At 71.3% G+C, this 20,696-nt stretch carries 18 protein-coding genes and 6 pseudogenes; 11 read left to right on the top strand and 13 right to left on the bottom strand.

Annotated elements, in window-relative coordinates:
• Nucleotides 1–101: 101 nt before the first annotated feature.
• Together BIV25_RS51355 and BIV25_RS28285 are read right to left on the bottom strand one after the other, a co-directional pair.
• A complete protein-coding gene (locus tag BIV25_RS51355; protein ID WP_071375270.1) occupies nucleotides 102–383 on the bottom strand; it encodes a hypothetical protein in 282 nt (93 codons plus the stop codon).
• Between the two features lie 1,097 nt (nucleotides 384–1,480).
• Nucleotides 1,481–3,610 carry a serine/threonine-protein kinase gene (locus tag BIV25_RS28285; protein ID WP_071375268.1) on the bottom strand — a complete coding sequence of 710 codons (2,130 nt, stop codon included), beginning with the start codon at nucleotides 3,608–3,610 and terminating at the stop codon, nucleotides 1,481–1,483.
• A gap of 317 nt (nucleotides 3,611–3,927) precedes the next feature.
• On the opposite strand from BIV25_RS28285, the gene BIV25_RS28280 reads away from it, so the two are divergent.
• A complete protein-coding gene (locus BIV25_RS28280; RefSeq protein WP_071375267.1) occupies nucleotides 3,928–4,485 on the top strand; it encodes a DUF4232 domain-containing protein in 558 nt (185 codons plus the stop codon).
• Here BIV25_RS28280 and BIV25_RS53205 read toward each other — a convergent pair.
• The 3 genes and pseudogenes from BIV25_RS53205 to BIV25_RS28270 all read right to left on the bottom strand — a co-directional run.
• Nucleotides 4,446–4,757 (bottom strand): annotated as a pseudogene (locus tag BIV25_RS53205) (ATP-binding protein); the annotation flags it as partial. The gene BIV25_RS28280 and the pseudogene BIV25_RS53205 overlap by 40 nt on opposite strands.
• A gap of 338 nt (nucleotides 4,758–5,095) precedes the next feature.
• Nucleotides 5,096–5,398, bottom strand: a pseudogene (locus BIV25_RS53200) (hypothetical protein); the annotation flags it as partial.
• Between the two features lie 69 nt (nucleotides 5,399–5,467).
• Nucleotides 5,468–5,707 (bottom strand): hypothetical protein, encoded by a 240-nt coding sequence (locus BIV25_RS28270; protein ID WP_071375265.1) that lies wholly within the window; start codon nucleotides 5,705–5,707, stop codon nucleotides 5,468–5,470.
• 739 nt (nucleotides 5,708–6,446) lie between these two features.
• Here BIV25_RS28270 and BIV25_RS28265 point away from each other — a divergent pair.
• Entirely contained in the window at nucleotides 6,447–6,953 is a 507-nt protein-coding gene (locus BIV25_RS28265) for a F0F1 ATP synthase subunit B (RefSeq protein WP_079176945.1), read from the top strand.
• Between the two features lie 776 nt (nucleotides 6,954–7,729).
• Here the strand turns inward: BIV25_RS28265 and BIV25_RS28255 are convergent.
• The 3 genes from BIV25_RS28255 to BIV25_RS28240 form a co-directional block, all read right to left on the bottom strand.
• Complete coding sequence (locus BIV25_RS28255) at nucleotides 7,730–8,650, bottom strand: hypothetical protein (RefSeq protein WP_071375262.1); 921 nt, start codon at nucleotides 8,648–8,650, stop codon at nucleotides 7,730–7,732.
• Between the two features lie 94 nt (nucleotides 8,651–8,744).
• A complete protein-coding gene (locus BIV25_RS28250) occupies nucleotides 8,745–9,194 on the bottom strand; it encodes a hypothetical protein (RefSeq protein WP_256256133.1) in 450 nt (149 codons plus the stop codon).
• A 597-nt stretch (nucleotides 9,195–9,791) separates the two neighbouring features.
• Complete coding sequence (locus BIV25_RS28240; RefSeq protein WP_071375259.1) at nucleotides 9,792–10,178, bottom strand: helix-turn-helix transcriptional regulator; 387 nt, start codon at nucleotides 10,176–10,178, stop codon at nucleotides 9,792–9,794.
• 137 nt (nucleotides 10,179–10,315) lie between these two features.
• Between BIV25_RS28240 and BIV25_RS28235 the strand changes: the two genes are divergently transcribed.
• From BIV25_RS28235 to BIV25_RS28225, 3 genes are all read left to right on the top strand, one after another.
• Nucleotides 10,316–12,304 (top strand): heavy metal translocating P-type ATPase, encoded by a 1,989-nt coding sequence (locus BIV25_RS28235; RefSeq protein ID WP_071375258.1) that lies wholly within the window; start codon nucleotides 10,316–10,318, stop codon nucleotides 12,302–12,304.
• Nucleotides 12,301–12,702: a (2Fe-2S) ferredoxin domain-containing protein gene (locus tag BIV25_RS28230; RefSeq protein ID WP_071375257.1), complete on the top strand. Its 402-nt coding sequence runs from the start codon at nucleotides 12,301–12,303 to the stop codon at nucleotides 12,700–12,702. Before BIV25_RS28235 ends, BIV25_RS28230 begins: the two co-directional genes overlap by 4 nt.
• 127 nt (nucleotides 12,703–12,829) lie before the next feature.
• The gene (locus BIV25_RS28225; protein ID WP_071375256.1) at nucleotides 12,830–13,222 is read left to right on the top strand and encodes a BlaI/MecI/CopY family transcriptional regulator; all 393 of its coding nucleotides are present in this window, start codon (nucleotides 12,830–12,832) and stop codon (nucleotides 13,220–13,222) included.
• A gap of 174 nt (nucleotides 13,223–13,396) precedes the next feature.
• Here BIV25_RS28225 and BIV25_RS54095 read toward each other — a convergent pair.
• The 3 genes and pseudogenes from BIV25_RS54095 to BIV25_RS28215 all read right to left on the bottom strand — a co-directional run.
• Nucleotides 13,397–13,685: pseudogene (locus BIV25_RS54095) on the bottom strand (MFS transporter); the annotation flags it as partial.
• 38 nt (nucleotides 13,686–13,723) lie between these two features.
• Nucleotides 13,724–14,286: pseudogene (locus BIV25_RS28220) on the bottom strand (Chromate resistance protein ChrB).
• A 93-nt stretch (nucleotides 14,287–14,379) separates the two neighbouring features.
• Complete coding sequence (locus BIV25_RS28215) at nucleotides 14,380–15,300, bottom strand: undecaprenyl-diphosphate phosphatase (protein WP_071375255.1); 921 nt, start codon at nucleotides 15,298–15,300, stop codon at nucleotides 14,380–14,382.
• Between the two features lie 388 nt (nucleotides 15,301–15,688).
• On the opposite strand from BIV25_RS28215, the pseudogene BIV25_RS54555 reads away from it, so the two are divergent.
• The 6 genes and pseudogenes from BIV25_RS54555 to BIV25_RS28190 all read left to right on the top strand — a co-directional run.
• Nucleotides 15,689–16,117 (top strand): annotated as a pseudogene (locus BIV25_RS54555) (ATP-binding cassette domain-containing protein); the annotation flags it as partial.
• Between the two features lie 43 nt (nucleotides 16,118–16,160).
• On the top strand, nucleotides 16,161–16,745 hold the full coding sequence (locus tag BIV25_RS54550; RefSeq protein WP_371273071.1) for an ATP-binding cassette domain-containing protein: 585 nt from the start codon (nucleotides 16,161–16,163) through the stop codon (nucleotides 16,743–16,745).
• 164 nt (nucleotides 16,746–16,909) lie between these two features.
• Nucleotides 16,910–17,164 (top strand): ABC transporter permease, encoded by a 255-nt coding sequence (locus BIV25_RS28205; RefSeq protein ID WP_071375253.1) that lies wholly within the window; start codon nucleotides 16,910–16,912, stop codon nucleotides 17,162–17,164.
• Between the two features lie 87 nt (nucleotides 17,165–17,251).
• On the top strand, nucleotides 17,252–18,190 hold the full coding sequence (locus BIV25_RS28200) for a MerR family transcriptional regulator (RefSeq protein ID WP_071371982.1): 939 nt from the start codon (nucleotides 17,252–17,254) through the stop codon (nucleotides 18,188–18,190).
• On the top strand, nucleotides 18,187–18,846 hold the full coding sequence (locus tag BIV25_RS28195; protein ID WP_256256130.1) for a GNAT family N-acetyltransferase: 660 nt from the start codon (nucleotides 18,187–18,189) through the stop codon (nucleotides 18,844–18,846). Before BIV25_RS28200 ends, BIV25_RS28195 begins: the two co-directional genes overlap by 4 nt.
• An 11-nt stretch (nucleotides 18,847–18,857) precedes the next feature.
• Nucleotides 18,858–19,490: a M15 family metallopeptidase gene (locus tag BIV25_RS28190; protein WP_071375252.1), complete on the top strand. Its 633-nt coding sequence runs from the start codon at nucleotides 18,858–18,860 to the stop codon at nucleotides 19,488–19,490.
• 59 nt (nucleotides 19,491–19,549) lie between these two features.
• Here the strand turns inward: BIV25_RS28190 and BIV25_RS28185 are convergent.
• Both BIV25_RS28185 and BIV25_RS28180 read right to left on the bottom strand, forming a co-directional pair.
• A pseudogene (locus BIV25_RS28185) lies at nucleotides 19,550–20,045 on the bottom strand (class I SAM-dependent methyltransferase).
• Nucleotides 20,046–20,071: 26 nt separating this feature from the next.
• A complete protein-coding gene (locus BIV25_RS28180) occupies nucleotides 20,072–20,686 on the bottom strand; it encodes an HAD-IA family hydrolase (RefSeq protein ID WP_071375250.1) in 615 nt (204 codons plus the stop codon).
• Nucleotides 20,687–20,696: the final 10 nt, after the last annotated feature.

The raw sequence follows: 20,696 nt of genomic DNA, 5'->3' as shown, positions 1-20,696 counted from the left end.
CATGCGGGACGGACGCGGGCGCGTGACCGCCGTACGGCGCGGAAAACGGCCGGAGGGCCGAAGACCGCGTGGATCGGTCTTCGGCCCTCCGGCGAGGTGGGCTAGCGGCGGCCGAGGTGGCGTTCGTGACCCCGGTACCGGTCGTGGTCCCGGTACCGGTCGTCGTACCGGCCGTGGTGCCGGCCCCGGTCCCAGCCCCGGCCCCGGTCGCCGAAGCGGCCGCCGTGGTCGTGGCCGCCCCTGTGACTGTGCGAGTAGTTCCTTCCGTGGTCGCGGTCGTGGCCGCCCCCGGCGGCCAGGGCCGGCATGGCGGCCGCGCCGATGAGGGCGCCCGACGCCAGACAGGTGGCGATCAGGCGGATCGTCGTACGAGAAACAGACATGAATCTGTCACCTCACGCTCGTGCACACCGACCCCTGGCCGGGGCCGGGCGTGCCATCCGAAGTTCCCGGCTCTGCGCCGAGGCCCCACACTGTGGCCCGCCGACACGAGACCGGATCGACGAAAGGATTCACGTTACAAAGCACGCATATTTCCGTAACTCTCCCTTGTATGGGCCATCCGTCACGTTCTTGGTGGCGCCACTGCCGCGAACTCCCCCGAACGGCCCCCTCGCTTCGGTAACGACGGGAGGCCTCTGTTCGGGGGACCCGTCGCGGCCTCGGCTCAGCTCGGTGGTGAGCTGGACCAGGCAGGCGGTGTACTGGGTCAGCTGAACGCCCGGTAGGGCAGGCGGCCGCGGCGGCGGAGGGGAGCAGCGACGGCGCGACGGCGACGGAGGTCGTCAGGAAGGCGAGCGCGAGCGCCACGGGGTTGAGCGCGCAGACGAGTCTCGCCCGTCGCTCGCCTCGGAGGACCAGCGCCGTACGCCGCCCGGCCGCGGTGTCTCCCCGTACGTCGGACAGATCCTGGACCAGGGCTCCGGCCATGCCCATCCACGGGGTCAGCGCACCGCCGAAGACGATCACTTCCAGGGCGCCCGTCCGGCCACCCGCGGCCGTCCAGCCGGCGGAGGTCAGCCCGCCGAGCAGCAGGACGGCGGCGACAGTGGTGGACGTGCGCCATTTGAGCGCCACGGCGGGGGCGGCGCAGGCGTGGGCGACGGTCCTCGCGCGGTGGGGCGGCGGTTCGCCCCTGCCGATGGGGCGGCCCGTGCCGTTCAGCCGGTCCTCGGGGGCGTCGTGTACGCCGTTGATCGCGTACACGTAGACCGTGGCCAGGGTCCGGGCGGTCGCCCCGGTGACGAAGGTGCGCGGGTCCGGGGCAGCCGTGCCCGTCCCCATCAGGAACGCCACCGTGAACCGCAGCAGGAACACGGCCTGCACGGCCGGTTCGGGGCCGGGCGGCTCTCCGTGGTGCCGAGGGGCCGGTCTTCGGTGACATTCATGATCAATTCGTGGCATTTGCGCCGCCGCCACCGCGCTGACCGCCCTCGCCGGCACACCCGCGTGCGCCCGGGGAACCGACCACGCCGCTCGTTCAGTTGGGCCCCTGCGGGCTTCGGGAGAAGGCCGTGTCGCCGGCCGTCGCCACGAGCGCGTCCTGGACCAGCAGCACGCGCGGCGGATAGTCCTGCGTCCTGTCGCCGGGGTCGGCCAGTGCGGAGGTGCGCCAGACCTCGGCTCCGGTGCGGCTGTCCAGCGCCAGCAGACGCCCGAAGCGGTTGGCGAAGTAGACCCGCTGGTACGTCGCCGACACCGCCGGTGCGGACAGGCTCTCCACGTCCGTCACCTTCTGCCACAGCTGTCTGCCGCTGTCCGCCGACACCGCGGTGACCGATCCGTCGGACCGGACGAAGTAGACGACGCCGTCCACCAGGGTGGCCGCGCCGGTCAGCGGACGTGCCAGCGGTATCCGTGTGACCTGCCCGGTCGAGGCCACCCGCAGCAGCGCGTTGTACGGCCGTTCGTACCCGGCTTCGTACACGTCCTTCGCGGTCTGGGGGGCGAGGAACAGGGGTTGCCCGTCCACGGTGCCGAGCGCTTCCGCCTTCCTGGGCAGTGTGGCGGCCGCGGTCGGGACGCCGGGTCCGGGCCTCATCAGCTCGACCGGGGCCTGGCCGGGCTCGGTGCCCTTCGAGCACAGCGCATAGGGGCCGCCTCCCAGCGCCGACGGAGTGCAGTACTCGGCCGGCGAGGGCGCCCGCCACAGTTCCTTGCCGGAAGGCCCGTAGGCCACGAACGACGAGGCGTCGGGGGACAGGGTCAGCAACCCGCCGTCGTACAGGACCGCGTCCGCGGCCTTGTCGATGTCGCGTTGCCACCGCCGGTGCCCGGTGGCGGCGTCGAGGGCCACCACGCGCCTGGTCGTGTCGTCCGGATCCTCGTACACGTAGACCAGCCCGTCGCGCACGCCGATCGGCTGCGCGCCCTGAGGGCGGGTGCCGGTCCGCCACAGGGTGCGGCCGGAGGCCGCGTCGACCCTGGCGACCGTGAAACCCGTACCGCCGCAGAACAGGGCGGTTCCCTCCGCCAGGCAGCCGGGGCTGTCGTAGTCGAGGGGGACACCCTTCACGTCGTACCGCAGCTCCGTGCGCCACGGCCGCCAGCCGGCGGGCAGTGCCGCGGTGCGGGCGGTGGCCGTGGCGGCGGCCCCGGAGGCGGTGGTGGTGTCCGGACCGGACAGGAGGACACCCGCCCCGACGCACAGCCCCGTGACGGCCAGCGCTGCGCCGAGGCCGGTGAGCAGCATCCGCATCCGGCGGCGCCGGGTTTTCGCGGGTTGCCCGGCTCTCGGGGACGTGGACTGCCCGGCTCTGGGGGACGCGGGCCGACCGGTCTTCGGGGGCACGGTGACGTCGGACTCCGGCAGTGCCTGGAGCATGCGGTGGATGTCCGTCAGGTCCGGCCGTGCGGCCGGGTCCTTGTCCAGACAGCGCTCGACGATGCCCAGGAGCGCTTCGGGCACCCCGTCGAGGGCGGGGGTCCCGTGCACCACCTGATAGCCGGTTATGTACGGGCTGTCGGCATCGAACGGCCCCGTGCCGACGGCCGCGAACACCAGCAGCGACCCCAGCGAGAACACGTCCGAGGAGGGGGTGACGTCCCGGGGAGCGGCCAGTTGTTCCGGCGACATGAAGGGCGGAGTGCCGATCATCCGCCCGGTCGTGGTGAGGCTCTGGTTGTCGGCGGCGCGCGATATGCCGAAGTCGATGACGCGCGGACCGTCCTCGGTCATCAGGACGTTGCGCGGCTTGAGGTCCCGGTGCACCAGGCCCGCCCGGTGGATGTCGCGCAGCGCCTCGGTGAGCCCCAGCCCCAGCGCGCGCAGTTCCCCCTGGCTCAACGGGCCGTCCTGTTCGACGACTTCGGCGAGGTTGCGCCCCGGCACGTAGAGCGTCGCCATCCATGGCCGGTCGGCGTCCGGGTCGGCGTCCACGACGGGCGCGGTGAAGGCGCCGCTCACTCTGCGCGCTGCCGCGACCTCCTGCCGGAAGCGCGTGCGGAACTCCTCTTCCTCGGCGTACGGCCCGTGCGCGAGCTTGACCGCGACCTGCCGTCCCGAGGCGGAGACTCCCAGATAGACGACTCCCATGCCGCCCGTCCCGAGTCGGCGGAGAAGGGTGTACCCGCCTATGGACTCCGGGTCCCCGGTGCTCAGGGGCGTCATCACCGATCGTCCTTCCCAGCGACTGCCTGCCTCACGGGGATCAGCGTAGGGCCTCCGGGCGAGGGGCCACAGGCGGCGCTCCCGTCGGCCGCCCCACCCACCGCCATTCCGTCCGGCGTCCCAGGAAAGATGCGTTTGTGCAGGTCAGAGCCGGTACGAACGTTCCAGCATCCCGAAACTCCCGGGCGGAATGGCGGACGGAACGGCGCAGGCCACAGGCTTCGGTCAGCCGGACTCGGCGCCTCGCCGGACGGTGATCGGACAGCCCGCGCAACTCCGCTTCGAGGGCCCGCACTTCCAGAGAAAGCAGTCCACTCATGCGTATCACCACGCGTACCGCCGCTCGTTCCGTCTCCCGCACGGTCGCTTCCTCCATGGCCGTCGCCGCCCTCGCGCTCGTCGGCTTCCAGGCCACCGGGCAGACCGCCTCCGCCGCCACCGGGAAGGCGCCTTCGGTCGTCACCTGCACCACGGCGAACACCAGGCTGACCGTCACCGAGGTGTCCCGCCCGGTCAACCACCTGCTGCTCACGGCCACCAACACCGGTACCAGGCCCTGCTACGCCTACATCGCCCCCTACCTGAGGGCCGGCGCCGACGCCCAGGCCCCGCTCGCGTGGGCCGAGGAGACCACGCCGCAGGCCGTGGTGACCCTTGAGCCCGGCCGGTCCGCGTACGCGGGCATCACGACGTCCACCCCCGAGGGCGAAGGCGGCGCCAAGGAGACGACCTTGGGTGTGGTCTTCGCCGACCGGAAGGGCGACGCGATCGACAAGGAGAAGACCCTGCAACTGCCGAAGGGCGGTGTCTTCTTCAACAGCACCGCCACCGTCACCTACTGGCAGGACAACGCGAAGGACGCCCTCTCCTGGTAGCCGCCCCTGGTGCGGATCAGCGGGGAGTTCGAGCGCGGCGACGCGCCGTGCGGCGCACTGTTCGCGAAGGTGAGGCGGGCCCGGATGACCTGGGCCTGGCCGGCCGCGATGGTCAGGCCCAGACCGTGGCCCGGGCCGCGTCCGGCGGCGCCGGTGCGGAGGCGCTGCGGACCTTCGGCGAGCAGGCCGGGTGGAAAACCCGGGCCGTGGTCGCGTACGACGATCGAGGTGCCGTCGACGGTGATCTCGACGGGCGGGCCGCCGTGGCGGTGGTGCGGTGGACCAGGATGCCGATGCCCAGGGCCATCGCGCAGGCCGCGGCGGCGACCCCTGCGGCGATCTTCCAGCGCAGGGATCTCGGGTCGGCGAAGCGCCACGGGGAGCGGCCGGTGCCGCCGGTCGCGGTCGTACGGTCCATCTCTCGCTCACGTTCCCTCTCGCGCTCACATTCCCTCTCGGCCCGTACCGCGGCGGCGAGCGGTCCCTTCGGAGGGGCGACGGTGGCCCGCAGGGCGCGGGTCCACGGCATGATCCCGACCGGCCGTACGTCGTGCAGCGGACAGGTGCTCCACAGCCCGACCACCGCGCGCAGCACCGGCTCCTTCATGGCCTGCCCGGCGACCCGGAGTTGATCGTCGGCGGTGCTCCTGGTGGTGGGCTTGACCCCGCTCGCACCGGTGTAGGTCGTGCGGGTCGTCCCGAGGTCCTTGGCAGCGTCGTTCATCTGGGCCACGAACGCCTCCTGACCGCCCGCGTCCCAACGGGCCGGCAGGCGCGCCACGTTGTTGCCCGACGGCGGCAGCAGCAACTCCAGGAGCTGTGCACGCCGACCCGCAGGACATGCTTGCCCTGGCGCGGCTCCAGGCGGAACGGATCCAGCAGGCTCAACGGGGAGGCAGGGCCACAGCCTCACTCGCGGGGCACAGGATCTGAGCAGATCCCGGCCTGAGCCGCGGACGGCCCGGCACGCGGCTGGCACGGGTCATTCGTCGTCGCATCGCTCCAGGACCAGGCTCGCGGACCCCTCTTCGAGTCCGTTGTTCTCCTCCAGGTGGAGATGAGCGCCGTCCGGTGTCCCGTCCTGGGCGAGTACGAGGAGGTGGCCGGCCAGGGTTCTGAGCCCGGCAGCGTTGGCCTCGATGACGATCTCTCCGCCCAGGTTGCGGACCTCGATGTGTGCGCCTTCCTCCCACGTGAAGACTCTGGTGGTTCCATCGGTCACTGCACTTACCCGAGTGCTTGTCGACGGAGCGCCGTTCGGTTCCGGGGTCATACCTGAGCATCTCGTACTCGGCACTCACTCATCGGGTCGGTACGCGAGCACCGGGTCGGCCCATCCGCCGAGGCGACGCGAGATCCCGAAGCGCTGGGACAGCCACCAGCGCCGCCTGACGTGTTCAGGGGCGACAGACGACCATGGAGGGCCGGAGAGATCTTCCACGCCCCACCACGTCTTGACGGCTTTGGTCCCGTGCAGCTTCAGAAGCGGCCAGCGTGGAAGATGCAGGCCGATGAAGAACAATGAAACGTCATCCCCGCATTTGGTGGTGTAGAAGTAGCGCTCGACGTCCTGTAGCTGGCTCCCAGCCCGGAGTTCAGCCCCATGGTTCCCCCGAGCCACGTGAGAGCCAGCTTTCCACCGACCGGGATCGACGGGACCAGCACCGGATTGAACCAAACCTCGCCCGTGCCGCCGGGCGTGGCCACCAGACTTCGACCGCGAGGCCTACAAGCAGCGCAACACCGTCGAGCGGTGTACCAACCGCCTGCAGCAAGGGCGCGGCGACCCGTTTCTCCAACGTCGACGTCCTCGGCGTCTTCGCAAATCGAATGTCGTCCAGGGGAGGGAAGGCGGACAAATCCTGACAACAATGCCTTAACTGTGCAATTTTTGTTGCCCAATTCCAGGATCGAAGCCCGGATTGCTGTCGTCCGCATCAATGGGATGGCACCATGGCGCCATGGGACCCCTGGAGCCAAAGGTAAACGAACTGATCATCGCGGTGATCTGCTTCGCGGTAGTTTTCTTCGCTTTCGCGAGACTCCTGGTGCCGCGAATCACGAAGGTACTCGAAGCCCGGCAAGACGCTATCGAGGGAACCATCGAGCGGTCCGAGGCCCTCTCCGCGGAGGCGCGCAGCATTCACGCCGAGTACCAGGCCGAGCTGGCCGAGGCGCGCCACGAGGCAGCCCGCGTCCGGCAGTCTGCGGCCGAGGAGGGAAGCCTCCTCCTTGAGGAGCTTCGAGCAGAAGGCCAGCGACAGCGCGACGAACTCGTCGCGTCCGCCCGAACCCAGCTGGAAGCCGATCGGATTGTTGCCGAGGCGGCGCTTCGCGAGGACGTGTTCAGGACAGCGACTCAGCTTGCCGAGCGCATCGTCGGCGAGCCGCTCGCGGACCAGCGGAGGGCCCGGGAAATCGCCGACGACTTCTTCGCCGAGCTTGACGCCGACACGGCTAAGGCGTAATCCAGCTACGATCGCGATCGCAATCGCAGGGATATTCTCCCTTGAGGCCCAGACCGGCACGGTCTGGGCCTTCTTCGTATTCACGCGATTGTCCGACCTGTTGTAAGTACACGCGAGCGCGCATACCGCGACTGACATCCAAAGCAGCCGGATATCGCGGATGCGCAATGCCCGAATGCCGGCCTTCCTGTGACGAGTTCGCGTGCAACGCCACCTGCAACAGCGGCGGCATGCCCAGGGCCGAGGGCGGTCTGAACGAGGTCTCCTCCGGCAGCCGGTGCGTGCAAGGACGACCTGGCCGCCGGCATCCCCGCCCGGCTGAACAAGGTGAGCAGGGACCACGACGAGATGCTCACCGTGCTCCACGAGCGCGCCCCGTACGCGGAGATCGTCCTGGAGCCCCTCGACAAGACCATCGACAGTGCGGCGGGCGCCCACGGCTCCGCCCGCTTCGTCGGCCTCTACGACTCCTCCCGGAACCACAGCGTCTGTGACAGCGGCAAGTGGGTGGAAGCCATCGGTGTGAGCCGGCCCGCAGACGAGACCCCTCGCCCGCCAACCGCCCCTCGGCACGATGCCGAGGGGCGGTTCCAGATGAGTCGGCACCGGCCGCGGTGCGGCTCGTCCCGACCTCGCCGACCGCAGCGCTCGAAAGCCGGGCGAACTGCCGTAAGTACTTCCGAACTTCAGACTCCGGTCACTGAGCACTTCCGGCACACGCCCTGGCGGACCCCTTGAGAACCTGGCGGGTGCCGGGCGTCACCGGGATGAGGCGGTCAGCCGACGTGCAGGGTGAGGGGCGCGGTGTGCAGCTTGCCGCCGGTCTGGAACTGGAGGAAGAGCCGCCAGTTGCCGGACTGGGCGAACTCGGCGTGGAAGGTCAGGGTCGGCCCGCCGTGGTCGCCGTCGACCTTCGTCTCCGGGTGGAGGTGGGCGAAGGCGAGGTCGCCCTGGTGGAAGGCGGTCAGGTGGGCGTAGGTGTCGAGATACGGCTGGAGGTCGGTGACCGGCTTGCCGTCCTTGGCGACGGTGACGGTCAGCTGGTGCGCCATGCCCGCCATCGGATCGCCCTTCACCGCCACGGTGTAGCCGTCGACGGTAGCGGTGCCGGACGGCTTCGGCAGGGGCGAGGCCATCGCCATGCCGGACACCTGCGCGGTGCGGCTGAGGACGAAGTCCTTGCCCTTGCCGGCGCCGCTGTCCGGGGTGAAGGAGGCGTACAACCGCCAGGTGCCCGGCTGCAGCGCGGCCAGCGGCGCGGTCCAGGTGCCGTCGCCGGCCATGGTGGGGTGCACGTGCTGGAAGCCGGTGAGGTCGGAGCGGATGGCGTAGAAGTGCAGCCGCTTGGTCTGGTCGACGGCGAAGTCGGTGACCGGCTTGCCGTCCGGGCCTGTGACGGTGAAGCGGTAGTCGGTCGCCTTGGCGGGGAGGGTGGCGGCCGTGGCGGTCATCTTGTAGCCGTCCTTGGCCGCGGCCAGGCCGTTGCCGGTGGACGTGCTGTCCATGCCGGGCATCGACGCCATGCCGTCGCCGGAGCCCGAGGGTGAGGGCATGGCGCTGTGGTTCGTGCCGGCCATGCCGGAATCGTGGCCCTTGTCGGAGCTGGAGCCGGAGCCGCAGGCGGCGAGGGCCAGGGTGAGTGCCGCAGCGGCGGCGGCCGAGAGGGCGCGGCGGGACGTGCGGAAACGCGGGGACATGGGTGTGTCTTTCCAGGTGGGCGCCGTGAGCGGGCGCGGGAGAACGTGAGGGCCGTGCGGGACCGCGGCGCCGAGCCGGGTCCCGGAGGGCTCGTCACGTCCGCGCGATGCACACCTGGAGCAGGAGGTCGCGTCCGCCGGCCGGTGGTCCTCGGCGGTAGGCGTCACCGGGAGTTCGCCGGGCCCCCGGCGCCTGGGCAGCGGCCGGGAGCACCAGGACGGCCGCGGTGAGCGGGGGCAGCGGGATCTCGGAGCGGGGCGTGGTGGCCACACACAGGGAACCTCGCATGGCCTCGTCCGCTTGTGCGGTGGCCTTGTCGGCTCCTGCCGCTGCGGAGTGGGCAGGCATGTGCGCGGCCATGGAGGCAGGTGCGTGTTTCATGACCGCTGTGCCGGGCACGGCCCCGTGGCAGCCGCCGTCGGCTGCGGCCGGGCCTCCGTGCATGAGAAACAGTCCGAGCAGCACTGCGACCAGCACGGCCGGCCGCACCACTCGACGGTGGCCGGCTGCGGCCGTGCTTGGCGCGGACTGTGTGGCGAGCACGGTTGCACTCTACGGGGCCCGACGAAGCGGAACATGGTGAGTGAGGCCACAGGAGCGATCGGGGCCGGTGATCTCACCCGCGCGAGGGGGCCTGAGGGTCGCGGCGCTGCCATCCGGCTCGTCCGCAAGACGCTGGGCGCCATTCGTTCCAACCTGTTCCGGGCGTTCGCCCGCGCCGCCGCCGCGCTGCCGCTCGCCGCGGCCGGTCTGCTCAACCCGCCGAGGGTTTCTCGATCTTCGGGCCCTCGGCGGGAACGGCGCGTGAGTCCATACGTGGTCAGGGCGCCCGAGTGCCCTGCCTGCCACGGTCACCGTCGCCGTCACCGCGGCCGGAGCGGCTGTCGGCGCGGTGGCCACGGTTCGTATGGTGCGGAGCACGGCCGCCTTACGGCGGCAGACCCGCGCAGCGGTCGTCGAGGTCCCGGACTTCGCACGTGCCGCTGCCGAGCGGGCGGTCCTGGCCGACCGGGTCACCGTGGTCGGGGGCCAGGGGTCGTGCGCGCTTACGTACGGGGTGCCGGTGCCCGGCTGTGCTGGTCCGGGCGTCTGACTGCGGCGCGGGTCACGGCCCGGGGGTGAGGTGATCGGGAGGTCTGCTCAGTGCGCCTCGGCTGAGACCGCCGCCGTGGCCGGGGCGTCGCGCAGGCCGAGGCGCAGGTGCTCGACGTGGTACAGGGCCTGTTCCAGGAGTTCGGCCACGTGGTTGTCGTAGAGCGCGTAGATGACGGAGCGGCCGCGGCGCTCGCCGGTGACCAGGCCGAGGTTGCGCAGCAGACGCAGCTGGTGGGAGCAGGCGGACTGTTCCATGCCGACGGCGTCGGCGAGTTCGGTCGCGGCGCACGGGCCTTCCTGGAGGCGGGCCAGGATCCGCAGCCGTGACGGGGTGGCCAGCGCCTGGAGTGTGGCGGCCACATCGGCGGCGCCGACGGTTTCGAGGCGCTGGCGCGCGCTGCCGGTGGTCTTGCCCTCGTCTCCATGGCCCATGGCCTTCATCCTACGGAGCACGACAGATGAATGCATGAATGGTTCTTCATTTAGTCCTGTACGGTGGAGGGAGAGACGCCGTCCTGCCCGGCTGTCCGCCGTCCCGCCATGCCGTCGTGAAGGACTCTCCGGCTCCCATGACTTCCACCCTCACCGCGACCACGGCCGAAGGGGCTGCCGCGCCCACGCGCGACAGCGGTGCGCCCCGGCGCCGTACGCGCGTCCTCGCCCTGCCCGAGGCCCGCTGGGCGGCAGCCGCCGTCGTCCTCTTCCTGATCGCGCTGCCCTTGCAGCTGACGGGCGCCCCGGCGTGGGCATGGGGTCCGCTGTACGCGCTGACCTACGCGGCCGGCGGCTGGGAGCCGGGCTGGGCCGGACTCCGGGCGCTGCGGGAGAAGACCCTGGACGTGGATCTGCTGATGGTGGTCGCCGCGCTCGGGGCGGCGGCGGTCGGGCAGGTGATGGACGGGGCTCTGCTGATCGTCATCTTCGCCACCTCGGGCGCGCTGGAGGCCTTGGCCACCGCCCGCACCGCCGACTCCGTGCGCGGCCTGCTCGACCTGGCCCCGGCCACCGCCACGCGGCTGACGGAAGGCGGAGGCGGCGGCGAAGAGACCGTCGCGGTCGAGGAGTTGGCGGTCGGCGACACGGTCCTCGTACGGCCCGGTGAGCGCATCGGCGCCGACGGCCGCGTGCTGGACGGGGCGAGCGAGGTCGACCAGGCCACCATCACCGGTGAGCCGCTGCCGGTCGCGAAGGAGAAGGGCGACGAGGTCTTCGCCGGCACCCTGAACGGCACCGGCGCGCTGCGGCTGCGTGTCGAGCGTGACGCCTCCGACTCCGTGATCGCCCGGATCGTCCACATGGTCGAGGAGGCGTCGGAGACCAAGGCGCCCACGCAGCTGTTCATCGAGAAGGTCGAACAGCGTTACTCGCTGGGCATGGTGGCGGCGACCCTCGGTGTGTTCCTCGTGCCGCTCGCCTTCGGCGCAGCCCTCACCGGCTCGCTGCTGCGGGCCATGACCTTCATGATCGTGGCCTCGCCGTGCGCGGTCGTGCTGGCCACCATGCCGCCGCTGCTCTCGGCCATCGCCAATGCCGGACGGCACGGCGTGCTGGTCAAGTCCGCGGTGGTCATGGAGCGGCTCGGCGAAGTCGACGCGGTCGCGCTCGACAAGACCGGCACGCTGACCGAGGGCACCCCGCGCGTCACCGATGTCCGGCCGTTCACGGGTTCCGGCCTGGACGAGGCCGGACTGCTCACGTCGGCCGCCGCGGCCGAGCACCCCAGTGAGCACCCGCTGGCCCGCGCCGTGGTGGACGCGGCCCGTGCGAGGGGACTCGTCCTTCCGGTGGCGGAGGACTTCGCGTCCACGCCCGGTGTCGGCGTGAGGGCGGACGTCGAAGGCCGCGCGGTCGAGGTCGGGGCTCCCGCCCGGCTGCTCGCCGGTACCGGCGACACCGCCTCGGCGCGTGCGAGGGTCCTCGCCGGTGAACTGGAGGACAGCGGGCGGACCGCCGTGCTGGTCACGGTGGACGGCAGGCCCGTCGGACTGCTCGGTATCGCCGACCGTCTGCGCGCGGAGGCCGCCGCGACGGTCTCCGCCCTGACACGCCTGACCGGGACGGCACCCCTGCTGGTGACCGGTGACAACCCGCGTGCCGCCGCCCGCCTGGCCGCCGAGGTCGGTATCGAGGACGTACGGGCCGGGCTGCTGCCCGAGCACAAGGTGAGCGCGGTCAGGGAGCTGGCGGAGGCCGGGCGCAGGGTGATGGTCGTCGGCGACGGTGTCAACGACGCCCCGGCGCTGGCCGCCGCCCACACCGGCGTGGCGATGGGCCGGGCGGGCTCCGACCTGGCGCTGGAGACGGCTGACGCGGTGATCGTCCGCGACGAGCTCGTCACTGTCCCCGCGGTGATCTCGCTGTCCCGCCGGGCCAGGAGGCTCGTCGTCCAGAACCTCGTGATCGCGGGAGTGTTCATCACCGGCCTGGTCGTGTGGGATCTGGCCGGGCACCTGCCGCTGCCGTTGGGCGTGGCGGGCCACGAGGGCTCCACCGTCATCGTCGGTCTCAACGGACTACGGCTGCTGCGCGAGGCCGCCTGGAAGAGGTCCGCCGCATGAGCCGCCGCGACAAGGGGCACGACGTGCGGCCGGCGCCCCGGTGCACGGTCACCGTGTGCCGGGGCTGCTGCTGCGGTACGGCCAAGATTCCGGGCGTCGGCCATGCGTCCCAACTCGCCGCGCTCAAAGCCGAGTTGGGGCCCGTCGCCCAGGTGCGGGCGGTGAACTGCCTGGATGCGTGCGAGCAGGCGAACGTCATCGTCGTACAGCCTTCCTCGGCAGGGCGGGCGGCAGGCGGACGGCCGGTCTGGCTCGGGCTGGTCAACGACCCCGACGCGACCACCGACATCACCACCTGGGTCCGGGCGGGCGGTCCGGGCCTGAGTGACCCGCCGGAGCTCCTCGGCCTCTACGAGTTCAGCCCGTCCCGGCGCGTGCGGCGGGCGGTCGAGGACTGAGCCGGGTCTGGCGCGGGCGGGGGCGGCCGTGCGAGACGTCCTCACGATCGAGATGGCCGCGGTTCTACGTCTCGTAGTAGCTTGACCGGTCGAGGACGACCTGGCCGGACAGTGAGGGAGGTGCCAGGTGGCAGGCGGAAAGGACGGCCGGGGGGAGGGCCGGCGGCGTGCGCGGGGTGAGCTGGAAGGCGAGGTGCTGGCTGCCTTGTGGGCGGCCGGTGGCCCGGTGCCGGCGACAGCGGTCCAGGAACAGGTGCCCGATGCCGCGTACACGACACTGCTGACGATCCTGACGCGGCTGTGCGACAAGGGGATGGCGACCCGGCGGCGGGAAGGGCGCAGCTATGTCTACGCGCCCGTGGACGACCAGGCCGGGCATGCGGCGGCGGGGATGCACTCGCTGCTCGACGAGGGCGGGGACCGCGCGGCGGTGCTGGCCCGGTTCGTCTCGGATCTGTCGTCGGACGACGAGCAGCTGCTGGAGCAGTTGTTGCACGGCGAGTTCCCTGACCGGGGGTAGGTCGTGTTCTGGCCGGTGCCGATGTATCTGCCGTTGCTGGTGAGCACGGTGCTGGCGCTGGTCGCACCGCGGGTGGGGCGTCGCCGTCAGCGGCCGCTGACACCCGCCGCGGTCATCGGCGCCGTCCGCTGTGCGGGGTTCACTCCTGCGGTGCGGCGCCGTACCGCGGCGAGCGCCGGGCCGGGCGGCCCACAGCCTGCCGGGGCGGTCGGCGACGACGTACAGCGCGGAGGCGGCGGCGGAGGCGACGAGCCCGCCGAGCAGCACGGGCCGGGCGCCGATCCGGTCGGCGAGGGTGCAGAACACCGGCTTGAGCAGCACCTCGGCACCGTCGTAGAGGGCGAGCAGGCCGCCGAGCACGAGCAGCGAGGTGACCGCGCCCCGGCCGTGCCCGCCGAGGTTGGCCGCGATGCCGTGCGCGCCGAAGGCGGTGGTGAAGCCGGCGGCGGTTCAACGGCCACATGTGCTTGGCCGGAGCCGACTGGCTCGCCGGTGCCGTGCTCACCGTCCCGGCTCCGTCTCCGGCGCCTGGTGCAGGGCGGCGAAGACGCGCTCCGCGTAGTCCTCGCAGGTGACCACGCACTGCTTGAGCCGCTCGCCGGCCTCGGCCGCCTCCGAGGTCCCGAACACGTCGCGGGCCGTCAGGTCCCGGTGCCAACGCCGCAGCCGCTCCAGCGACTGTTCCTCTTCCTCCAGCTCGGCCAGGGTGAGCTTGGCGATGCGGATCTCCTTGGCGACTCCGCCTCGAACGTGTCGCAGTCGGCGAGGAATTCAGCCCAGTCCGCCGACCGGGCCGCGCCGAACATCTCCCGGAGACGGTCGGCGTCCTGGGGCCCACGCCCTGAGGCGGTCAAGGTCACGACCTGGCCGTCGGCCTGCTCGGTCAGCGCGACCGCCCGGGCGATGCCGTCCGCGAAGACCGGCACGTCCGGCACGGCCCAGATGCCCTGGCCGAGCGAGAGCACACCGATCCTGCGCAGCTCCCGCCAGACGCCCACACGGTGCCGTGACGGCTGGGCAGGCAGTTTGGCCACGAGGACGAGCCAGCGGCTCACCGGTTCCATGTTCGGCACATCGGGAAATGCAGCAGGCGTTACATCCGGTGGAGTATCGGTGGTGCAGGCTGAAGGCGCGCACCGGTCGAGGCGGAGATGCGGTCAGCCGATGGTGAAGTAGGCCAGGCTGCCGAGGCCGGCCAGGGTGCAGTAGACGGCGAAGGGGATGAGGGTGCGGTTCTCGAAGTACTTCACCAGGAAGCGGGTGGCGAGGTAGGCCGCGATGAAGGCGGCGACACTGCCCGCCAGCAGGGGGCCGCGCAGGCCGTTGCCCTGGGAGCCGAGGAGCGGGGGCAGCTTGAGCAGGGCGGCGCCGCCGATCACGGGAGTGGCGAGCAGGAAAGCGAAGCGGGCGGAGTCCTCGTGGTTGAGTCCCTTGAAGATGCCCGCGCTGATCGTGGAACCGGAGCGGCTGATGCCGGGGAGCAGGGCGAGGATCTGGGCCGCGCCGATCGTCACGGCCTGGCGGACCGTCATCCGGCTGATCCGCAGGTCCGACAGTTCGTCCGGGCTCAGGTGCTGCTCGTCCGGTGCGACGGCGCCCTCCGCCCGCCTGCGGCCCGAGCCGCCGCGGCGCAGCTTTTCGGTGACGAAGAGCACGATGCCGTTGAGCGCCAGGAAGATCGCGGTCGGCACGGGCCGCCCGAGCGTCGTGCGGAAGACCTTGTCGAGCGCGACGCCGGCGATCCCCACCGGGATGCAGGCCGTGATGATCAGCCAGGCGAGGCGCTGGTCCACGGTCTGGATGCGGCGTTGTGTGATCGACGTCGTCAGTCCGCGGATGATCCGGACCCAGTCGCGCCAGAAGAACACCACCAGTGCGAGCGCGGTCGCCAGGTGGAGGCCCACCAGTTCATTGAGGTACAGGGACCCGTCGGCGGAGACGTCCAGGTCGTGCTTCCAGTGCCCGCCGAGGAGCGCGGGTATCAGGATGCTGTGTCCCAGGCTGGAGACCGGGAACAGCTCCGTGACGCCTTGCAGCAGGCCGACGCCTACGGCTTCGGGGTAGGTCAGGACGGACATGGATCGCCTTTGGCTCGGATTGCAGGGCTGGGGCTTGGGGCGACGCTCGTGGCGGCTCCGGCCAGCCAGGAAATTACTACATCATGTAGAACTCGGGGTCCGGGGCGAGAGGTGTTCATCTCGGCACCCCCTAAGGTTCACCACCCCTGGCGGGGGGCGTCTGGGCGTTCGGTCCGCGCTCCGGGGTTCCGGTCGGCCGGCTCGCCCGGTGAGGGCGATGAGCCGGTACGTCACACGGGCGGCGGTCGGTCCGAGCGCCAGGAGGGCGGCGGCTCCTCGCGGATACGTGGACCTTCGGCCTCGCCCGCCCACGGACGGTGCGGTGACCGGTGCGGTGAGAAGCGGGGAAGGAAGCCGAAACCCATGTCTCTGAGGACGCTGTGTCCCGGTGGCTGCGCCTGGTCTCCGCCGTGAACGCCGCCTGGCGCTGTCCACGTTCGGCGCGTTCGGGGTGCTGGTCCGCGTCTTCGCCGAGACCGGGCTGCTGGTGGTCGGCTTCTTCCCGCCGGGCGACACGTTGCTGGTGCCGGCCGGACTGTTGTGCGCCTCCACCGCCCGCAGCGGGCCGCACCTGCCCCTGCTCCCGGTCCCCGGCTTCGCCGTGGAAGCCGGCCAGATCTGCGCGCTGCTCGGCCCGAACGGGGCGGGCAAGACCTCCACGATGCGGATGCTGGCCGGTCTGTCGTCCCCGGACACCGGCAGCGCGAGCATCCTGGGCGAGCCGGTCGGCCTGGGCACGGACGTACTGCGCGGGGTCGGCGTGCTCATCGACGGCCCGGCGTTCGTGCCGCACCGCACCGGCCGGGCCAACCTGCGGCTCCTGTGGCCGGCGACACGACAGGCATGGCCGCCCCCCCGCTCTGGACGACGCCCTGGACCTCGCCGGGCTCGGCGAGGCGCTCGACCGCAAGGTCAAGGGCTGTTCGACGGGGATGAAGCAGCGGCTGATGCTGGCCCAGGCCCTGATGCGCGAGCCGGACGTGCTGATCCTGGACGAGCCGGCCAACGGACTGGACCCCGGCGAGGTCCGGGCCCTGCGCGAGTACCTGGGGGAGCCGTCCCGGCGAGGGGGCGCCGTGCTCGTCTCCAGTCACCAGCTCGCCGAGGTGCGGCAGCCGGCGACCCACGTCGTCGTGATGAACCACGGCCGGCTGATCGCCGCGGGTCCGATGGACGAACTGCTCGGCGCCGGCGGCACCTACCGCCTCCGGGTGGACGACTCCGAGAAGGGGGCCGCCGTGCTGCGCGCACTGCCCGGCGTCGCGTCGGCCACGACACAGCGGGACGAGACCGTCGTCACCGCCCCCGGTGTGTCCTCCCGCGACCTGGTACGCGCGCCGGTCACGGAGGGCATCGGCGCCACCTCCGTGCAGCAGGAGGGCAGGTCCCTGGAAGAAGCCTTCCTGACCATGACCGAAGGAGCCGGCGAGCATGCTGCGCGTTGAACCGACCACCCAACTACCGCGGATCCGCACGCTCGTCGTGCTCGCCTGCCTGGCCGCCGTCCCCGTGCTGTCCGGCTTTTCGTACGCATCCGAGGCAGGGCATCGCAACGGCCGTCAGGCCGGCCTGTTCGGCGCCTCCCCCCTACTCCGCGCTCAACCACGCCATGGCGAGCACGGCGTTCATCGAACCGCTGCCCCTGCCGATCATGGTGGCTCTGCCGGCCGCCGCGATCGCCTCGTCCGACCGGGAGTGGGGAACCCTGCGCTACCTGTACGTCGCGCCCGTGAGCCGAGCACGTCTGCTGGCGGCCAAGCTCGCAGCCCTGGCCGTGGTGACCGCGATCGCCACCCTGTGTGTGCTGACGGCCGGCCTGCTCGCCGGCGTTGCCGTCTACGGCTGGCACCCGTTCCGACGGTGAACCACCACCGTGCCCCCGGCCTGCGCGGATCACGGGATGAGAAGAACGACTTGACTCTCCCGCGGAGGGAGACATGAAGGTGGGGTCATGGACGGCGGCACCCTTTACTCGATCGGTGAACTGGCTCGGCGCACCGGGCTGACGGTCAAGACGATCCGGTTCTATTCCGACCGCGGCATCGTGACGCCGGCCGATCGCACCCCTGCCGGATACCGCCGCTACGGCCCGGACGCCGTCGCTCGCCTGGCCCTGGTCCGGACACTGCGCGAACTCGGCCTCGGCCTCGACGTGATCCGGCGTGTCACGAACCAGGAACTTACGCTCGCCCAAGTCGCCGCCGAGCATGCCGCCGCCCTGAACGTGCAGATCAGCATCCTGCGTCTGCGACAAGCGGTGCTGACCGCCGCGGCCGGACGCGAGCCCACCTTCGAGGAGATGGAGCGCATGCAGCAGCTCGCCACGCTGTCCGAAGCCGAGAGACACCGCTTGACCGGCGAATTCCTCGACGTCGTCTCCGACGGCCGGCACGCCGTGTCCGGCCGAGCGGCCGTACTGCGTTCCATGACCCCCGAGCTGCCCGACAGCCCCACACAGGAACAGGTCGAGGCATGGGTGGAGCTGGCGGAGCTGTCCCTGGACCCCGGGTTCCGTGACGCCATGCGAAACCTGGTCGACGACCACCTGGCCGATCTGCCTGACGGCGACGGCACGCCACCTCGTCCGGACGTCGTCGCCGTCGCCCGCGAACACGTGGAAGCGGCCGTGAGATCCGGAGTCAACCCCGACTCACCGCAGGCCGGTCCCGTGATCGCGACGCTCACCGCGGAGTGCGCGCTCGCGGTCGGCCGCCCCGACGACGCCCAGCTGCACGGCTGGCTGTTGCACCGGCTGGAAGCCGCGAACAGTCCACGCAAGGACCGGTACTTCGAACTGCTCGCCGTGATCAACGGCTGGCCTGCCCCGGAACCACTGGCGCCACTGATCGACTGGTCCGTCCAGGCCCTGAGCGCGCGAGCGGCCCGATGACGCAGCCGACGAACAGGATCGTCGTCCGGCTGGAGACGGACGCCGCACAGTCGTCGACCGCTCTCCTGCTGCGTCCCTGGCGGGCGGCGGACACGGCCGGCCTGGCCGAGCTGCACCGGGATGACTCCCCGCGCCGCCATACGAGTTCCGGCATCGACGACGAGGCCGGCGCGGCACGGTGGGTGCGCGAGCAACAACGGGGGTGGGAGACCGGTGACCGCTTCGCGTTCGCCGTCGCAGAGCCCGAAGCCGCCGGCGGCGAGGGGCAATTGACGGGCCACATCGTCCTCAAGGGCCTTGCCCCAGGCACCCCGACCGCCCAGGTCGGCTACTGGACCGCGGCGTACGCGCGCGGCCGAGGAGTCGCCTCCCGCGCGCTGCGGACGCTCACCGACTGGGCCTTCACCACCTTCGCCGGTGACGGGCTGACACGCCTGGAACTCCTGCACCAAGTGGACAACCCCGCGTCATGCCGTGTCGCGCAGAAGTGCCGGTACGAACTGACCGAGCTCCTGCCCGCGGCACCGCCCGCGTATCCCCTCAACGGTCACCTTCATGTGACCTCGCTGGCAGGTGGGCGGCAGGCCGGCTGCCTGAGCAGGCCCGGTTCACGGCAGCACGCGGGGCGGGATACGTCGCCGGCCCGCAACCTCTAGATTCAGGATCCATGATCTTGCTGAGTGATCCCAAGGTGCTCGATGTCCCGGTGCGGGACTGCGGCGAACCTCTCGCAGAGATCGCCTCGGTCCCGGTGATCGTGCTGGACCCCCGGGAGCGAGACGAGGCAGGGGCGTACGGCCGGGTCCGGACGGGCGTGCTCGAGCGTTTGCGCTCGGCATCGGAGATGCTTCCCGACGGCGTCAGGTTCCTCGTCATAGAAGGGCATCGCAGCAGCACCGAGCAGGCGCGGCGGTTTGCCCTCTACGAGGACCGCCTGCGCCGCTCCGGCATCACCGACCCCGTCGAACTGCGGCGCCAGGCAAGCGCCTTCGTCTCCCCGGTCGAGGTGGCGCCACACTGTGCCGGCGCGGCCCTCGATCTGACGCTCGTCGATGCCGATGGCGTCGAGCTGGACATGGGTGGTGCTGTGAACGGCCACCGCACCGGAGACGAGAAGCACTGTCCGCTGGACGCCTCGGGGCTGTCGGACCAAGCGCGTCGCCATCGCGACATCCTGGCCCGGGCCATGAGCGGCGTCGGCTTCGTCAACTACCCCACCGAGTGGTGGCACTGGTCGTACGGCGACCGCTACTGGGCACTGATCAGCAAGGCCGGCAGTGCCATCTACGGACCAGCCTGACTGACGCGGACCGCAGGCACGTCAGCAGACAGTCACCGGCACCCTTTGGGATCGATCATCTAGTCGTCCGAGCCCGCAGCCGGGAAGCCGTCGGGGAACAGCTCACGGGTGGCCGGGTCGGGCTGCGGCTCGCGTGTAGCCGGTGGTCGCAAAGTAGTCGGGCCGTGAATCCTGGATCGTGTAGGTCACGAAAGGGTGGTCCACCGACGCGATCAGCCGACCGCCGGGCCCGAGCACTCGCCGTATCTCGGCCGGCGTCGGCCCCCAGTCCTCCAGGTGGTGCAGCACCAGCGACGCGGCCACGTCATCGAACGCACCGTCGGCGAACGGCAGACGGTCGCTCAGGTCGACCCTGTGCAGGGCTACGTCGTCACCGAGCCGCCGCCTGGCCAGCGCCGGCATCGCGGGCCGCGCGTAGTAGGCGTGCACGAGGTTGTTCTCGGTTTCCGCCGAGTACGCCCCGGCGAAGCTGTCGTAGTCATTCGCCAGGGCCGGATCCGCAGGTCGGGCGAGCGACAGGCCCTGTCCGGGCTCGACAGGTCCGTGACGTCTCATGTCAGGTGCCGTTTCCTCGTGGGGCGTCATGTCGGCAACCAGGTGTCGATGACGGCTGCCAGTTCGTCGCGGTTGGTGAAGACGTGTCCGTTCATGCCGGTGGCCTGTGCGGCGCGTACGTTCTCTTCGCGGTCGTCGACGAAGAGGAAGTCGGCCGGGGCGGCCCGCATGGCGACGACGCAGTGATGGAAGGCCGCAGGGGTCGGCTTCGCCACTTTGATCTTCCCGGAGAGAGCAACGTGGTTCAGATCGTGCAGCCAGGGCTGCGCGGTGAGGAAGGCGTCCGCATGGTCCGAGGGGATATTGGACAGCACGGCGACCTCGGCGACGTCGCACAGGGACTGGACGTAGGCGACCATCCGGTCGTCGACACGCGACCAGCTGTCGATGTCGGTGAGGCGCAGTTCCTCGACCGAGTCGGCGTCGACGGGCAGGGACAGCCGGCGCAGTACGGCGGTCCAGTACTCGGGTGCGGACTGCCGGCCGGCGTCGTAGGGCGGGCGGCAGGCCCAGTAGGCCGTGGTGAAGGCGTCGGTGTCCGTGTGACAGCGGGCGGCCATCTTTCCCAGGGCGCCCGGGCGTTGGTGGCGTGCGATGACCCCGAAGAGGTCGAACAGCACGATGTTCCGGTCGGTGGACATGGTGGTGGTT

It is taken from the genome of Streptomyces sp. MUSC 14, from assembly GCF_001866675.1.
Classification (GTDB): domain Bacteria; phylum Actinomycetota; class Actinomycetes; order Streptomycetales; family Streptomycetaceae; genus Streptomyces.
The sequence above is the reverse complement of the archived record's forward strand: the minus strand, read 5'-3'. Positions and strand labels throughout refer to the sequence as shown.

Coding starts and splice junctions, on each gene's coding strand:
- BIV25_RS51355 (WP_071375270.1), bottom strand. CDS start 383: ATGTCTGTTTCTCGTACGACGATCCGCCTGATCGCCACCTGTCTGGCG.
- BIV25_RS28280 (WP_071375267.1), top strand. CDS start 3,928: ATGCGTATCACCACGCGTACCGCCGCTCGTTCCGTCTCCCGCACGGTC.
- BIV25_RS28190 (WP_071375252.1), top strand. CDS start 18,858: ATGATCTTGCTGAGTGATCCCAAGGTGCTCGATGTCCCGGTGCGGGAC.
- BIV25_RS28205 (WP_071375253.1), top strand. CDS start 16,910: ATGGCGAGCACGGCGTTCATCGAACCGCTGCCCCTGCCGATCATGGTG.
- BIV25_RS28285 (WP_071375268.1), bottom strand. CDS start 3,610: ATGACGCCCCTGAGCACCGGGGACCCGGAGTCCATAGGCGGGTACACC.
- BIV25_RS28255 (WP_071375262.1), bottom strand. CDS start 8,650: ATGTCCCCGCGTTTCCGCACGTCCCGCCGCGCCCTCTCGGCCGCCGCC.
- BIV25_RS28215 (WP_071375255.1), bottom strand. CDS start 15,300: ATGTCCGTCCTGACCTACCCCGAAGCCGTAGGCGTCGGCCTGCTGCAA.
- BIV25_RS28200 (WP_071371982.1), top strand. CDS start 17,252: ATGGACGGCGGCACCCTTTACTCGATCGGTGAACTGGCTCGGCGCACC.
- BIV25_RS28230 (WP_071375257.1), top strand. CDS start 12,301: ATGAGCCGCCGCGACAAGGGGCACGACGTGCGGCCGGCGCCCCGGTGC.
- BIV25_RS28195 (WP_256256130.1), top strand. CDS start 18,187: ATGACGCAGCCGACGAACAGGATCGTCGTCCGGCTGGAGACGGACGCC.
- BIV25_RS28180 (WP_071375250.1), bottom strand. CDS start 20,686: ATGTCCACCGACCGGAACATCGTGCTGTTCGACCTCTTCGGGGTCATC.
- BIV25_RS28235 (WP_071375258.1), top strand. CDS start 10,316: ATGACTTCCACCCTCACCGCGACCACGGCCGAAGGGGCTGCCGCGCCC.
- BIV25_RS28265 (WP_079176945.1), top strand. CDS start 6,447: ATGGGACCCCTGGAGCCAAAGGTAAACGAACTGATCATCGCGGTGATC.
- BIV25_RS28240 (WP_071375259.1), bottom strand. CDS start 10,178: ATGGGCCATGGAGACGAGGGCAAGACCACCGGCAGCGCGCGCCAGCGC.